At 67.3% G+C, this 14,725-nt stretch carries 10 protein-coding genes and 1 tRNA gene; 9 read left to right on the top strand and 2 right to left on the bottom strand.

Annotated features, from left to right (window positions below):
• Nucleotides 1-81 precede the first annotated feature (81 nt).
• The 6 genes from Amac_RS23335 (at nucleotide 82) to Amac_RS23360 (ending at nucleotide 6,042) form a co-directional block, all read left to right on the top strand.
• Complete coding sequence (locus Amac_RS23335) at nucleotides 82-1,263, top strand: DNA polymerase III subunit delta' (RefSeq protein ID WP_155356522.1); 1,182 nt, start codon at nucleotides 82-84, stop codon at nucleotides 1,261-1,263.
• A 37-nt stretch (nucleotides 1,264-1,300) separates the two neighbouring features.
• Nucleotides 1,301-1,828: a SigE family RNA polymerase sigma factor gene (locus tag Amac_RS23340; protein WP_155350264.1), complete on the top strand. Its 528-nt coding sequence runs from the start codon at nucleotides 1,301-1,303 to the stop codon at nucleotides 1,826-1,828.
• The gene (locus Amac_RS23345; protein ID WP_155356523.1) at nucleotides 1,825-3,462 is read left to right on the top strand and encodes a hypothetical protein; all 1,638 of its coding nucleotides are present in this window, start codon (nucleotides 1,825-1,827) and stop codon (nucleotides 3,460-3,462) included. Before Amac_RS23340 ends, Amac_RS23345 begins: the two co-directional genes overlap by 4 nt.
• Nucleotides 3,463-3,522: 60 nt before the next feature.
• Entirely contained in the window at nucleotides 3,523-4,365 is an 843-nt protein-coding gene (locus Amac_RS23350) for a PSP1 domain-containing protein (protein ID WP_155356595.1), read from the top strand.
• Between the two features lie 55 nt (nucleotides 4,366-4,420).
• On the top strand, nucleotides 4,421-5,908 hold the full coding sequence (locus Amac_RS23355) for an alpha/beta hydrolase (RefSeq protein WP_246268604.1): 1,488 nt from the start codon (nucleotides 4,421-4,423) through the stop codon (nucleotides 5,906-5,908).
• Nucleotides 5,909-5,965: 57 nt separating this feature from the next.
• Nucleotides 5,966-6,042: transfer RNA gene (locus Amac_RS23360), tRNA-Thr, on the top strand.
• Between the two features lie 356 nt (nucleotides 6,043-6,398).
• On the opposite strand, the gene Amac_RS23365 is transcribed toward Amac_RS23360, so the two are convergent.
• Complete coding sequence (locus tag Amac_RS23365; RefSeq protein ID WP_218041243.1) at nucleotides 6,399-6,890, bottom strand: GbsR/MarR family transcriptional regulator; 492 nt, start codon at nucleotides 6,888-6,890, stop codon at nucleotides 6,399-6,401.
• Between the two features lie 116 nt (nucleotides 6,891-7,006).
• Here Amac_RS23365 and Amac_RS23370 point away from each other — a divergent pair, with 116 nt between their 5' ends.
• The 3 genes from Amac_RS23370 to Amac_RS23380 all read left to right on the top strand — a co-directional run bounded on the left by Amac_RS23370 (nucleotide 7,007) and on the right by Amac_RS23380 (nucleotide 11,363).
• A complete protein-coding gene (locus tag Amac_RS23370; protein ID WP_155356525.1) occupies nucleotides 7,007-8,683 on the top strand; it encodes a CocE/NonD family hydrolase in 1,677 nt (558 codons plus the stop codon).
• A gap of 779 nt (nucleotides 8,684-9,462) precedes the next feature.
• A complete protein-coding gene (locus Amac_RS23375) occupies nucleotides 9,463-10,053 on the top strand; it encodes a hypothetical protein (protein WP_155356526.1) in 591 nt (196 codons plus the stop codon).
• A 371-nt stretch (nucleotides 10,054-10,424) separates the two neighbouring features.
• Complete coding sequence (locus Amac_RS23380) at nucleotides 10,425-11,363, top strand: hypothetical protein (RefSeq protein WP_155356527.1); 939 nt, start codon at nucleotides 10,425-10,427, stop codon at nucleotides 11,361-11,363.
• Nucleotides 11,364-11,546: 183 nt separating this feature from the next.
• Here the strand turns inward: Amac_RS23380 and Amac_RS23385 are convergent, their stop codons facing one another.
• Nucleotides 11,547-14,663, bottom strand: a complete 3,117-nt coding sequence (locus Amac_RS23385) for an ATP-binding protein (protein WP_155356528.1) — start codon at nucleotides 14,661-14,663, stop codon at nucleotides 11,547-11,549.
• Between the last annotated feature and the right edge of the window lie 62 nt (nucleotides 14,664-14,725).

Below are 14,725 nucleotides of genomic sequence, written 5' to 3' on the forward strand. Positions count from 1 at the left end.
AACGGCGGGGCGGAGCCCCGAGGCGGGAGATCCACGGCAACCACCGCCCCGGTCGCAGCGCCCAGACACTACCCTGGGCACGTGGGTGTGTTCGATGATCTTGTAGGTCAAGAGCGGGCTGCCGTCGTCCTGAGGCAGGCCGCCTCAGCCGCGGCCGAGGTGCTCGCCGGAGGCCGAGGGGCCGGCATGACCCACGCCTGGCTGTTCACCGGCCCACCAGGCTCAGGCAGATCCGCCGCCGCCAAGGCATTCGCGGCCGCGCTCCTCTGCCCCCACCAGGGCTGCGGCCACTGCGACTCCTGCCACCAGATCGAGGTCGGCTCCCACCCAGACCTCGAGTCGGTACGCCCCCAAGGCCTCTCCTATAGCGTCAAACAAACCCGCGAACTCATCCTGAGGGCAGCCGGTAGAGCCACCCTCGGCGGCTGGCGCATCGTCCTGTTCGAGGACGCCGACCGCGCCACCGAACAAGCCGCCAACGCCCTACTCAAAGCCATCGAAGAACCCCCACCCCGCACCGTCTGGCTCCTCTGCGCCCCCGCCGCCGACGACATGATCATCACCATCCGCTCCCGCTGCCGGGTGGTAACCCTGCGCACCCCCTCCACCCAGGCCGTCGCCCACGTCCTGACAACCCGCGACAACGTCCCCCACCCCATCGCCGAATCAGCGGCCCGCGCCTCCCAGGGCCACCTCGCCCGCGCCCGCCGCCTAGCCCTCGACGAATCGGTACGGCAACGCCGCGACGCCGTACTCTCCCTACCCAGAACCCTCACCGGCGTAGGCGAATGCATCACCGCCGCAGAACGCCTGGTCAAAACAGCCGACGAGGACGCCGCCGCCGCGACCACCGAACTCAACGAAACCGAGATCTCCGAACTCCGCGCCCTCTACGGCGAAGGATCATCCGGCAAAGGCCTCAACAAAGGCCTGATCCGCGGCGGCGCCGGCGCGTTGAAGGAATTGGAGAACGCGCAGAAATCCCGCGCCACCCGAATCAAACGCGAGTCACTCGACCTCGCCCTCCTCGATCTGATGGCGCTCTACCGCGACGTCCTCGCCGTACAGTTCGGCGCCCAAGTCGAACTCGCCAACGAGGATCGACGCTCCGACCTCGACGTTCTTGCCCGAGCCGGCACCCCAGAGGACACCCTGCGCCGCGTGGACGCGATCATGCTGTGCCGGGAACGCCTGGCCGCCAACGTCAATCCGCAGATGGCGGTCGAAGCGATGACCCTCTCCCTCAGAAACCCCCGAGGCTAACCGAGCAACCTCGGCCCGGTTTCCGCGTCTCTGGAACATGCAGGCCGAAATCATGGACCTCCACAAACCCCCCGGGGAGCACGATGAGGCGATCACCGGGCTCTACGCCGAGCACGCGGTCGGCCTGGCGCGGCTCGCTTTGCTCATGGTCGGGGACCGGGAGAGCGCCGAAGACGTGGTGCAGGATGCGTTTCTCGGGCTGCACCGGCGGTTTCGCCATCTCAAGGATCCCGATAAGGCACTGGTTTATCTGCGCAGTGCCGTACTGAACAATTCCAGGTCGGTGTTGCGGCGTCGGCGGCTGCCGTCGATGTTCGCCGGGACGTACGAACCGCCGGTCTGGTCGGCCGAGTCGGCGGCGCTGCTCGGGGCCGAGCGCCGCGAGGTCATGGCCGCCCTGCACCGGCTGCCCGCGCGGCAGCGCGAATCCCTCCTGCTGCGCTACTACGCGGAGCTGTCGGAGGAGGAGACCGCCCAGGTCATGGGGGTCAGCCGGGGCACCGTCAAGTCCACCACGTCCCGGGCGCTGGACGCGCTCGGACGGCTGCTGGGAGAACGCTCGTGAACGACATCATCGACCGGCTGCGCGACGCGACTCGGGCGACCGGAGCGACCATTGACAGTGTCCGTCCGCTGGAGCTGGGCGCAAGCCGTACCAGGACCTGGTTGGTGCCGGTCGCGGCGGCCACCGCGGTGACGGCGGCGATCGCGGGCGGCAGCATGTTCGTCGCCGGCGGCGGGCTCAACTCGGCCGCTTCGGCGCCGGTGCCGCCGAAGTTCCTCGTCGACGCGCGGGACGGCATCGTCGTCAGAACCGTCGACGGCGGCGTCGAAACCGATCGTTATGACGATCTGGGGAAAGAGGAATGGTTCACCACCGTTCAGGCCGCTCAGGACAATCGGCTCTTCTACGTCGCGAGCTCTAAACGCCTGTGCGGATCCAACCTGTATCGGCTGCTGCTGGACGAGAACGGCAAAATCCTTGAGTTCGGTACGGTTCCGAGCGTGCCGCCCGAAGGGAACAGGGTGAGCGGGCTGGCGGTGAGCGGGGACGGGACGAAGCTGGCGTACGCGCTGCAACCGTGTGCCCCCGGGCAGGTCGCCGGCCTCGTGGTCGCGGACACGGCGACGGGGGAGAGCCGGACGTGGAAGTCGCCGGACGGGTTTGGCGTGACGGATCTGTCCATGAGCGCCGATGGCAGTCATGTCGCCTTCCGACCGGGTCCTCCCGCGGCGCTGGCCATTGCCGAACCGCCCGTGGTCGTGGCGACGCCCGTGCCTAGTGCGGACATCGTGCTGCCGCTTCCGAGTGGTTCGGCGCTACCTCTCCCTGAGCCGGCGGTCACGATCACCTTGCTCCCGGGAGAGGCCACGTCCACCACTCTCCCCCCGCCGGATGCCAGGCCCACGGCCACGATCACGGTCATCCCCTCGGGGAACCCGGCGGACGCCATGGTCACGACCATCCCCACGCCGAACCCGGCGGACGCCATGGCCACAGCTGTCCCCACGCCGAACCCGGCGGACACCATGGCCACGGTTGTCCCCACGCCAAACCCGACCATTACGGTCACCGCTATCCCCACGCCGTCGGCAGGGGTCAACCAGGGCAGCGGAAGCCCCCCTCCGAGCGAGCTCCCGACACCCAAGCCGATGACGCCCTATCCGACCGATGGGTCGGTAACCGTGCGAAGCATGCCATCGGGGATGTCGTCGTGCCGGTTCGTCACCCTGCCGCAGACATCCGCGCAGTGGATGTGCTCCGAGCCCGGGAACATCAAGGTCCTGGACACCAACGCGCCTGGCGACAACCTGGACCAAGCGCGCACGATATCCCTGCCCGACTCCTACGAAGGACTCTCCGGCGGCCTGTTCGGAGTCCTTCTGTCCCCGGACGGCAGCCGCCTGCTCGGAATGATGGGATTCAACGCGGTTGAGGTGGTGGACGGCACAGTAAAACGGAAGGAAGGCATATCAGGAATCGTCGCCTTCAGCGCCGAGGACGGACATGCCGAGGAGGTCCTCTACCGGACAACGCAGACGGGCTTCGCGCAGCTCCTGGACCTGGACGGAACGGGTGAGAACCTGCTCATCCAGCAGGGCAGCAAGATCGGGGCCGTCACCGATGGCGTATACCGTCCGCTGACCACGGGCGAACCCGACCCTGTCCCCCAGTTCGCCGCGGAACTCGCATGGTGATCGGACTCCACGTAAGGTGGCCGTGAGGCGTACCAGATCGAGGAGGCCGGCTCGTTGGGCATGATGATGGCCGTGAGCTTCACCCGATATGGGCGGCTCTACTACCTGGATCCGGGTGAGCACAGCCCGAAGGTCGGCGACAAGGTGCTGGTGCCGACCGATGCCGGCAACGAGGTTGCCGAATGCATCTGGGCGCCCCAGTGGGTGAGCGAGGACGTCGGCGGACTGCCGGTCTGCGCCGGGATGGCCGGAGACGAGCATCTCAGCCGCGACGAGAGCAACCGCCGCCGCCGCGCCGAGGCCAGAAGCGTGTCCAAGCGCCTGATCAAACGCCACGAACTCCCGATGAAGGTGATCGGCGTCGATTATGTGGACGAGGAGAACGTCTACACCGTCTACTTTTCGGCGCCGCACCGGGTGGACTTCCGGGCACTTGTTCGCGATCTCGCGCGTAACCTCCGGGCCCGGGTCGAACTCCGGCAGATCGGCCCGCGGGACGAAGCACGCCTGCAGGGCGGAATCGGCCCGTGCGGGCGCGATCTGTGCTGCGCCACGTTCTTGAAAGACTTCGAGCCCGTTTCTGTACGGATGGCGAAGGATCAGGACCTTCCGGTAAATCCGCTGCGGATTGCCGGGGCTTGCGGGCGGTTGATGTGCTGCCTGAAATACGAGCACCCGTTGTACGGGGAGTTCCGGGCGACCGCGCCCCGCACCGGACTCGCGGTGGACACGCCCGAAGGACCTGGGGTGGTCGTCGGGCACAACGTGCCGTCGGATTCGGTGATCGTTCGATTGAACGATGGGGGACGGCGGTGTGCGTGCTCGAAGGCGAGCGTGTGCGCGCCGCGTCAGGCGTACGAGGCGGAGTACACACAGCCTGTGGATGACGCGGCCGAAGACTGAGCGGCCTGTGGATGACGGGGACGAGAACTGAGCGAGGCTGGGTAGTGTTCTGAGAGTGAAGCGTCCCCTCGTGGTTCTGGCTCTGGTCACTCTGGTGGGCTCCGGGTGCAGCGGCGGAGAGACACCGCGGGCGTCGAGTGCGCCCAGCTCCGGCCTGGCGGATTTCTACACCCAGCAGCCGGACTGGGAGGATTGCGACGACGATTTCGAGTGCGCACTCGTCATGGTGCCGCTCGATTATGACGACCCCCGCGGCGAGCGGATCGAGATCAGCGCCATCCGATTGCGGGCCACTGGCGACCGGATCGGGTCATTGCTCGTCAATCCCGGCGGCCCAGGCGGATCCGGCATCGAGTACGCCAGAGCGGCCCGAACCCAAGTGAGCGCGGACGTGCGAGCCCGCTTCGACGTCGTCGGCTTCGACCCTCGCGGAGTAGGCGAATCCACCGCCGTGCGGTGCATGACCGGCGGCGACCTCGACGCGTACATGAGCATCGACATGAGCCCCGACACCGCCGCGGAAATCACCAAAATCGAAGAAGGCTCCCGCACCTTCGCCACCAAATGCCAGGAAAAATCCGCAAAACTCCTCCCACACGTGGGTACGGCAGACGCCGCCCGCGACATGGACGTCCTCCGCGCCGTCCTCGGCGACGAAGGCCTGACCTTCCTCGGCAAGTCCTACGGCACCTACCTCGGCGCGACATATGCCGACCTGTTCCCCAAGAGGGTCCGTGCCCTCGTCCTCGATGGCGCCGTCGATCCCGCCGTATCCGCCATCAAAATGAGCGAAGTCCAGTCCAAAGGCTTCGAAGTCGCCCTGACCGCCTTCATCAAGGACTGCCTCAAAGCCACTGACTGCCCCTTCACCAGCACCACCGTCCAGGGCGCCCTCAACGAGATCACCGCCCTACTCCAGCGCGCCGACCGGCAACCCCTCCGCAACACCCTCAACGACGGCCGCAAAATCAACGACAGCTGGCTGGCCTGGGGTATCGCCACCCCCCTCTACGACCGGAAGTCCTGGGGGGTCTTCCGTGAAGCCCTGAAACTCGCCTTCCAGGGTGACGGCACCTACCTCCTCCGCTTCGCCGACCTCCTCGTCGGCCGCCGCGAAGACGGCACCTACACCAATCAGTCGGAAGCCAACGCAGCCGTCAACTGCATAGACCACGCCGTCCCATCCGGCACCCCCGCCTTCAACCGGGCCGCCGGCAAAGCCGCCAAACTGGCCCCCCGCTTCGGCGAGTTCATCACGTGGGGCGGCCTAACCTGCGCCTACTGGCCGGTCAAGGGCCCCGACCCCGACCGCAAACTCACCGCCCCCGGCGCACCCCCCATCGTCGTCGTAGGCACGCTACGCGACCCCGCCACGCCATACGAGTGGGCCGAAGGCCTAGCCACCCAACTCACCTCCGGCGTCCTCCTCACCTACGACGGCGACGGCCACACCGCCTACATGTCCGGCTCCACCTGCATCGACGCCGCCATAGACAACTACTTGATCAACCTCACACCCCCCGCCGCAGGCACCCGCTGCTAACCCAGGCGCGACAACCACTCCAAACCCTGTAGACTCGACCTCGCTGTCCACAGCACCGCCGCCTTAGCTCAGTCGGCCAGAGCGACGCACTCGTAATGCGTAGGTCTGGGGTTCGATTCCCCAAGGCGGCTCCACTTATGACCAGGGCGTTTCCCTTATGGGAGACGCCCTGCGATCGTTTTCCGTTGCAGTTCCCGTTGCAGTTTTGGTCCTGTCGGTAGCCACGTGGCATCGGCGAAGCGTTTCTCGGGCTGATCACTGAAACGGCGATCTATCCGAGCGTTGTTCAACGCCGCCTACTTCCGGCAAGATCAACGTCATCGTTCCTTCATGTAGGTTCCGTGTTTCGGTGTCACATGCTGGTCCTGTGAGCTGGGCGTTTTGGCGGTTCCGCGCTCCGGGTCACCTTGATCGTTCCGCGCTTGGTGTCATTTCCTCGGCATCCGGCGGAACGCTGAGTTTGCCGGTGAGTAGCAGCAGCGTTTGCCGGTCAGGCCTGACGCGCGGTTCGCCGTGTTCGCAGCTCCGCCTTGCCCTCATGCCAGCGGCGCATCATCGCGCGGGTCTCGTCCCTGAGGAACTGGATGAGTTCGAGTGTCTCGTTCAGCCGGTCGGCCGCCGGTGAGTCGCCGAGGATGGCGATGCCCTCTCGGAGGTCAGCCTCGCCTCTTTCGAGGAACGGGTTCGCGGTGACCGTGGCCTCATACCAGGAGCCGTCGACGACGTAGGCGTGTCGGCGGGTTCCGGGATCCCGCTCGGTGCGGATGAGGCGAATGTGAACCAGATAGCGGACGGCGCCCGAGACTCCGCCCGTGCTGGCGTGCAATTTCTCCGCGAGTTCGGCCGCGGTCATGCGCCCGCTCTCGCTGACCAGGAGGGTCGCGAACACCCGGGCGGCGAGACGTGGAAAGCCGGCATCAGCGAGAGTGGAGGCGAACCGCTCGATGAAGCCGCCGATCTCATCGATCTCGTCTTGGCGCACGGAATTCCCCTCGACTGTGTCGCGACGAGCTTACTCCTGTAGCATGAACTTTCAGTAATCACTGAAAGTTCATGCTACATCGATGACCGAGCACGTGTTGTAGGTGGAGGAGAGAGATGAACCAGCGAGCGAAGGATCGGACGTTGTGGCAACGGCTCGCCGACCTGCAGTGGTCGAAGTACGTTCGGCTTCCTGCTGCGACGAGCAGCTACACCGTGACCCGCGACTTACGGATCCCGATGAGGGACGGCGTCGAGCTGCTCGCCGATGTCTACGAGCCGAAGGGACCGGTGTCGGGAACGATTCTCCTCACCTCGCCTTACGGCTACAACTTGGTCGGCACGGCGATGACGGGTGGAGTGTTTGCCTGCCGTGGTTATCGGGTCGTGCTGGTCCGGTGCCGGGGGACGTTCGGATCGGGGGGAACCTTCGAACCGTTCATGCGGGAGGTCGACGATGCGGCCGACATCGTCGCTTGGATGCGCGAGCAGCCGTGGTTCGATGGGCGCTTTGCCACGCACGGCTATTCGTACCTCGGCTTCACCCAGTGGGCGTTGCTGATGGATCCGCCTCCAGAGCTGGTGACCGCGGTTATTGCGTGCGCGCCGTATAACTTCGGCGCATTTGTCTACACCGGCGGGGCGTTTTTGCTCAGCACGATGTTCGAATGGTCCTTCGTCACGACCAAGCAGGAGGAGCCCATCCTGCCTCGCGTCCTTGCGGTTCTCTCTTCCCGGGGCCGCGTCCGAGAGGCCTTGGCGGCCCTGCCGTTGACCGACGCCGCCGAAAAGCTGATGGACGGGAAGGCACCCTGGTACCACGAATGGGTCAGCAGGCGGGATTTGGGCGACCCATGGTGGAAGAGCGCCGATCTGACTGACGCGCTGCAACGGGTGCACGTCCCCGTGTTGCTGCAGGGCGGCTGGCAAGACGGTTTTCTCCGCCCGACCCTGGACGGGTACGCGCGGCTGGCCGATCGCGGCGTCGATGTCGGACTCACCGTCGGCCCATGGACGCATGCTGAGGGCGGCGCCGTAGGCAGCCGCGTCCTGCTTCCCGAAGCCCTCGTCTGGTTCGACGAGCATCTGGCCGGATCAAGCGACCGGTGCCGCGCCACGCCGGTCAAGGTGTTCGTCAGCGGCCCGGACGAGGGGTGGCGCGACCTTCCGGCCTGGCCGCCGGCGACGGATGAGCAGATTTTCTATCCCCGCTCCGGCAAGATCCTGGCCGCGCTACCGGCCCACCCGGGCGAAGTCGGCGAGTTCACCTATGACCCGGCGAACCCGACCCCCACGTACGGCGGCGCCTTCGTCACACAGATTTCCCCGGGAATAACCGCCGGCTACACGGATGACAGCGCGCTCGCCTCGCGTTCCGACGTGTTGGCATTCACGTCAGACCCGTTGACCACACGGCTTGAGGTCATCGGCAGCCCCGTCGTGGAGGTAGGGCACGGCTCCGACAACCCCTTCGCCGACCTGTTCGTGCGCCTTTCGGAAGTCGATGCCAACGGCCGCTCACGCAACATTAGCGACGGATTCGTCCGGCTCGACCCTGCGCAACCTCCGGGCGTGGTTCGGTTGGAACTCGACGCCGTCGCCCACTGTTTCGCGCCAGGTAACCGGATCCGGCTGATCATTGCCGGCGGATCTCATCCCCGCTGGGAACGCAACCTGGGAACCGGCGACGACCCAGCCACCTCAACTAGGATGCAACCGTCACGCCGGACAATCGACCTGTCGATCACGCGGGTCATCGTTCCGGTCGCCCACCCACGGCATAACGCAGGGTAAAAGCAAGTCAGCGGACCTTGTCGTTGGGCGCGCGAGGGCAACCCAGACCGCGTAGGCACGGCCTTCCACAGTCGATGAGCCGTGGTCATCGCTCAAGCACGCATCCCGCATCCGTGCTGACCTTTGCAGCGTCTTCGCTGCTCGTCCCGGGTTAAGATCGTTCGTCCTCGCGGCGCTGCGGGCGCTGCATCTTAACCCGCAGATGGCACCCGATCGAGTGAGCAAGCTGACCTGCCAGTCCGCGATTCATGTCGCAAGCGACAGACAGACGACACGGAAACGCGGACTACGACATCGAAACGCGGACCCTACACTTCACCAGGACTGATCTTGCGGCCGAGTACACGGGTGGCGTTATCTGGGGTTTTCAAGCGAACTTGCTGGTCAGCCGCATTAAGGTCATTAAGGCATGTCAGGCAAGTAGACTCCGGTTGCGCGGTGAACGGTACCGGAAGGCCGCCCAAGGAACAGTACCTCTGGCGGGTCAGAGGCCCGGCACAGACGAACAACAACGCCCGAGCCGGCATGCGATGCAACCGCTTATGGCCGGGATACCTCATCGTCAATCACGAATGCGATGAGTATCCGTTCGCGTCCGCGGGCAACCGGAGTGACGCCAGTGACAAGGAGCGGAACTTCTCGGTCTGCGCTATGCCCGGCGGCGCGGCCGGCCCTAATCAGACGGCCGGAAGGGCGCTCACCCGCCTCTACAACAAGACCGGGTCCTGTACGGGCGGGACGACGACCGGCGTCATTTCGCAACTTCAACGGAGGACGGCTTGGAATTTCAACATTTGACGGAGCACTACGAGGGTCTCCTCCGGTCGGGTTCGGCCTGGCTGGGCGACGGGCTGGCCTGGACCGCCGTCCTGCCCGTCGACGGCTCATTGCCGCTGGAGGAGACGGTGTCCCGCCTGGTCGACGGTGAGGGCCCGCCGCTCGTCGAAATGGATGGCGAGGATGCGTACGAGGAGGGCGGCGTCTGGCTGGAACAGGTGGGGAACGCGACGATGATCGTCCAGACCTTCGGGAAGAACTACGTCTGGGACGAGGAAGTTCTCGGTCGGCTCACCGTGAACGCGCGGGTCTGGCATCTGGCGTGGGAGATCACGGGGAGCTCCCGGCTGATCTACGCCGCGTACGGGCGGGTCCTGGCCGTGGTCCCGCACCTGGAGCCCGTCAACGTCATGGGAGAGGACCCTGCCGCCATCGAGGCCGAGCTGGCGGCCTTGGCGCAGGTCGTCGACGCGCCCTGGCTGGCCTCGAAGGCCACGGCGATGGCCATTGTGGAAGCCCGCACCGGCGCGCGCCTGGATGTGGACTGGTTCGAGCGCCCCCATCCGGCGGCGGTCATCGACGAGCCCGAGTGACCACACGACGCCAGCGGCAGAGGGGCGTGAGCACATCTCCCGCCCGCCGAAGATTCACATCGACAGGCTTTCAGGGCGGCCTGCTCCTGCTTCACAGTGGGTCGATGGCGCATGAGGTGATCGGGGAAGAAGCCAACGGACTGGGGATCGACAGCTACGAAGAGGACGGCGGAGAAGCAGGGGACGGGCCTTCACGGCACCCGCCGAAATGAACTGACCTTGCTACGGTTACCCGCATGCAGCCGAGGCGCCTGGACATCATTGACGCCGTTGAGGCGGTTGGTCTCGCGGGTGTGGGGACGGAGGTATTCAAGGCCGGCGGCGCCGAGGTCGCTGTCGGACCAGGCGGCACGGTGATCATTGCGGAGGCCGTGGACGATCTGGCCACCAGCGGGGTGTGGAACAGCGAGACGTTCAGGCTGCTCGGCCCCGTACCCAGGGCTATCGCTTACCGGTCCTTGGGCCCTGAGGTCCAGCTGATTCATCTGTTCGTCCGGTTGGAGCATGGCGTGCTCTACCTCGGCGAGGGACACCACATGGGCAGCCGCTGGACCGACGGCGAACTCGAGGACTGTGATCTGTGGATCGATCAGCCGCTGAGTGTCGAGGTGCTCGACCGGGTACGTCCGCCGAGCACGCCCACCGCCCTACCCAGGTTGGAGTGGCTTGAGCACGTGAACGGTGACCGCGCTACAGCGTTGCGGCTATTCGTCGAGGGCTGGCACCCTGCACCCGCCCCGGCTGCGGAATCGGTCGCGCCATCGGTCCCTGTCCCCGTGGCGCTGGCCGAGTTCTACCGGCTTGCCGAAGGTCGGCCGCAGGTCCTCGGTGTCCAGAATTTCATCTGCTCCGCGGCTGAGCTGCGCACCGACGATGAAGGCCTGCTGCCGTTCGGCTATGAGAATCAAGGTGGCTTCGAATGGTTCCTGGACCCGTCTGAGGACGACCCGATCGTGTGGACGGTCGAATGCAATGGGGAACGGCAGGCCGAACGTGAACGCTTGAGCGGCTTCCTGATCCAGTTCTCGTTGTTCGAAGCCGTGATGAGCGCGCCCTACAAGGCCTGGAGTGACCCCGTACCGGAGCCGATCGCCGACGAACTGACCCGCGGGCTGCGCCGGGTGCCGCTCAAGACCTGGATGTGGCCTCTCTATCAAATGTCTTTCTATGTCGCGCCGGGTCTGGTCGTCGCCGAGGGCAGGAACGAGGACGACGACGAGGAGTGTTACGTCTCGGTCGGCGCTGTGCACCGCAGCCTGCTGCGTCCACTCACCGACCTTGGCATCCAGTGGCGGCACTTCGAAGGCTGATGAGCTGCCCGGGCCGGTTGAGCCCTGTTCAGATGCAGGAGGGTTCTCCGGTCGTGGTGCGACTCGGACCCGGGACCGGTTCTTTCACCGACGCCATCCAGCGGGGCGGGCGGCACATCGCGTCGAGATCAATCCACTCATCGCGCGGCGGTTCTGGGCCAACCTGCCGTTGGCGCTGGTCTATTACTGCCGTCGTCCCAACATCTGATCGGCGCGGTGGACGAACAGGTGTGCCTCGCGTTCCAGGGACAGGGTCCGGGCCCGTTCGACTACGGCCTGGACGGCCGAGGCGGGCGCGCCCCTCTCCTCCATCAGCCGCGCCCGCATCAGGATCACGAAGCCCTCGGGATAGCGCTGGCCATAGGTGTCGAGACACACGTCGGCCCGGCCAAGGGCCTTCTCCGCGTCGTCGAGCCGCCCCGCCGCCAGCCACATCTCGCCGAGGAGCCCGTACCAGGTGGCCAGGCCCGAGCGCGGTGGATCGGACAGCGCCGCATTGATGATCGCCTGTGCCTCCACCGCCGCGCCGACCGGGTCGTCGCCGGTCACCGCGCGGGCCCAGCACCGCGCCAGTCGCTGGTAGCTGCCGAGGAAGACGAAGGAGAACTCGGGATCCAGCGCGATCCCCCGCTCCGCCACGCTGCGCGCCCACACGGGGTCGCCGGCCAGCGCCGCCACCGTGACGGCGAATGCGGCGCAGACCGTGACCACGTACGGATCGTCGTCCGCCGCGGCCTCCAGCCGGTCGAGCTGGGCGCGGGCGCCGTCGACGTCGCCGTGCAGCCCGGTCATCAGCGCGAGCATCACGGGTGAGAGCAGCTGCAGGTCGTGCCGGAGCGGGTCGTCCTGGCGCCGGACCATCTCATCGAGCATGGCCGGGGCCGACTGGCTCAGGTATCGAAGCGCTTCGCCGATGTTCCCCACATCCCACTGGTGGATGCCCCAGGCATGCAGCCCGTAGGTGCGCACGATTGGGTCGGCGGACGCCTCGCCCTGCACGAGCAGCCGGTGCGCCAGCCGACCGGCGCGGTCGAGCCGGATGCCCTGGGAGTACGCCGCCCAGCGGGAGAAGAGGAAGTCGGTGGCCTCCCGTTCCCGGCCAAGGTCACGGGCCAGGTGCTCGGCGCGTTCGAGCACCTCCAGCGCCGAGCCGACGTACCCGGCGCGCATCCCGTCGAGCGCGATGAGCAGCGCCAGGGCGGACAGTTCCAGTTCGGCCAGGCCCGCCGTCCGGGCCACTTGCGCGGCCGACCGAAGATGGCCGGAGGCCGCCTCGAGCGCGGACTTGTTGCCAGCGCAACGGCCCGCGCGGACCAGCGCCGCCGCTGTCCGGCTCGGATCGGCCAGCGGCCCGGCCGCCCACAGGTGATGCGCGAGGCGCTCGGCCACCGACTCATCGTCGGGGGACGTGCGCTCCAGCGCGTCCGCCACCCGCAGGTGGAGCCGGGTCAGCCGCCGCTGGGACGTGGTCCCGGCGACTGCCTCGCGGACCAGGTCGTGCGCGAACCGGAACGTGTAGGGGTCACCGGCGGACGGTTCCAGCAGGCCGAGCGCCTCCAGCGGTTCGAGGCCGTCGAGACATTCCGGTACGTCCAGATCAGCGGCCCGCGCCAGCAGTGTGAGGTCGACGTCGCGGCCGATCAGCGCCGCGAGCTGCAACAGTCGGTCGGTGTCGTCGTCCAGTCCGGCGATCCGGTCGCGCACGACGTCGCGCACCGTGGACGGCACCCCGTCACCGAGCACACCGTCGTCGGCGAGGAGCCGGGACAGTTCCCGGACGAAGAACGGATTCCCGGCGGTGCGGGCATGGATGTTGCGAGCGGCGTCCGGATCGGGGTCACGGCCGGTCTCTCTGCGGACCAGCTCGGTCACCTCGTCCGGACGGAGCAGGCCGAGCCCGATCCGGCGGTGACAGGGCAACCGGCTCGCTGCGGCCAACATCCGCGCCAGCTCCGAGCCTGGTACGGGCGCGCGGTCGCGGAGCGCGCCGATGACCACGGTGCCGCCCGGCAGCCGGTCCGCAAGGTGGGTGAACAGTTCCAGCGAGGTGACGTCGGCCCATTGGAGGTCGTCAACGACGAGCACGACCGGCCGCCGGGCCGAGACCTGGCCAATGAGGGCGACCGCTCCCTCGAACAGGCGGAACCGGGCACCGCTGTCGGGCAGCACCGGTATACCGGACACCGCCCGGTCGGGCACCACGAGGCGACCCAAGTCACCGGCCTGCCACTCTGCCCGCGTCGCCACCGGCAGGCAATCGAGCACCGCGCCGACGACCTGCACCCACGGCCACATCGACGGAGTGCCCTTTCCGTCCAGACAGCGCCCCCAGATGACGAGCGCGCCGCGCCGCTCCGCCTCGGCCCCGGCGTCCTCCAGCAGCCGGGTCTTGCCGACGCCGGGCTCTCCCTCGACGAGGACGAGCCCGGTACCTCCGCTGAGCGCCGCGCCGACCGCCTGCCGCAGCACCAAGAGCTCCTCGTCCCGTCCGACCAGGCGAGTGGCGACAGGGGGCGTCTCCCTGGCGTGTACGGGCCCAAGCACCCCTCGATGCGCGGCCACCAGCGCCGGGCCGGGATCGATGCCGAGATCCTCGGCAAGCCGGACCCGGACCACCGAGAACAGCGCAAGGGCGTCGGCCTGCTGTCCGGCGGCGGCCAGCACGGAGATGAGACTCGCCTGCACGTTCTCGTGCAGCGGAGCCATCCAGGCGGCGAGGCGCAGCGAATGGAGTATGCGGGCGGGCTGCCCCAGCGACAGCGCGAGTTCCGCCGCCGCCACGCACGCGCCGAAGAACTCATTGTCCAATGCGCCGAAGACGGGCGTGGACGCCGGCCCGCGGGCCGGCCCGTCTCCCGCGGGTCCGTGCCAGATCCCCAGCGCCTCCACATACCGGTTGAGCGCCACATCAGGCCGGTGCTCGGCGGTCGCGGCCCTGGCCGCCTCGACCAGCTCCCGGAACGCGACGACGTCGAGGACGCCGGGCCCGGCCGCGAAGAGGTACCCGTTGCCGCGCCGCTGCAGGTAGGAGCCGGTCCCTCGGGCAGGTAGCTCGGGTTCGAGGAGGCGCCGGAGCGCGCCGACGTATTTCTGCAGGATGTTAACGGCCGAGGCAGGGATGTCCTGGCCCCAGATCAGATCGATCAGCTCGCTGATGCTGATCGGCTCTCCGGCCCGGGCGAGCAGCAGGGCGAGCAGGTACGCCTGTTGACGGGGCCCGGCGTCCAATTCAACGCCGTCCCGCCAGAGCCGCAACGGACCCAGAATCTGCAGCCGCAGATGTCCGCCGGTGGAAGCCATCTCGGCGTCGATGGTAGGCGAAAGTCGGTGGTCAGGGAACTGCTTGATTATCCGATTTGAGC

It is taken from the genome of Acrocarpospora macrocephala, from assembly GCF_009687865.1.
GTDB classification, from domain to species: domain Bacteria; phylum Actinomycetota; class Actinomycetes; order Streptosporangiales; family Streptosporangiaceae; genus Acrocarpospora; species Acrocarpospora macrocephala.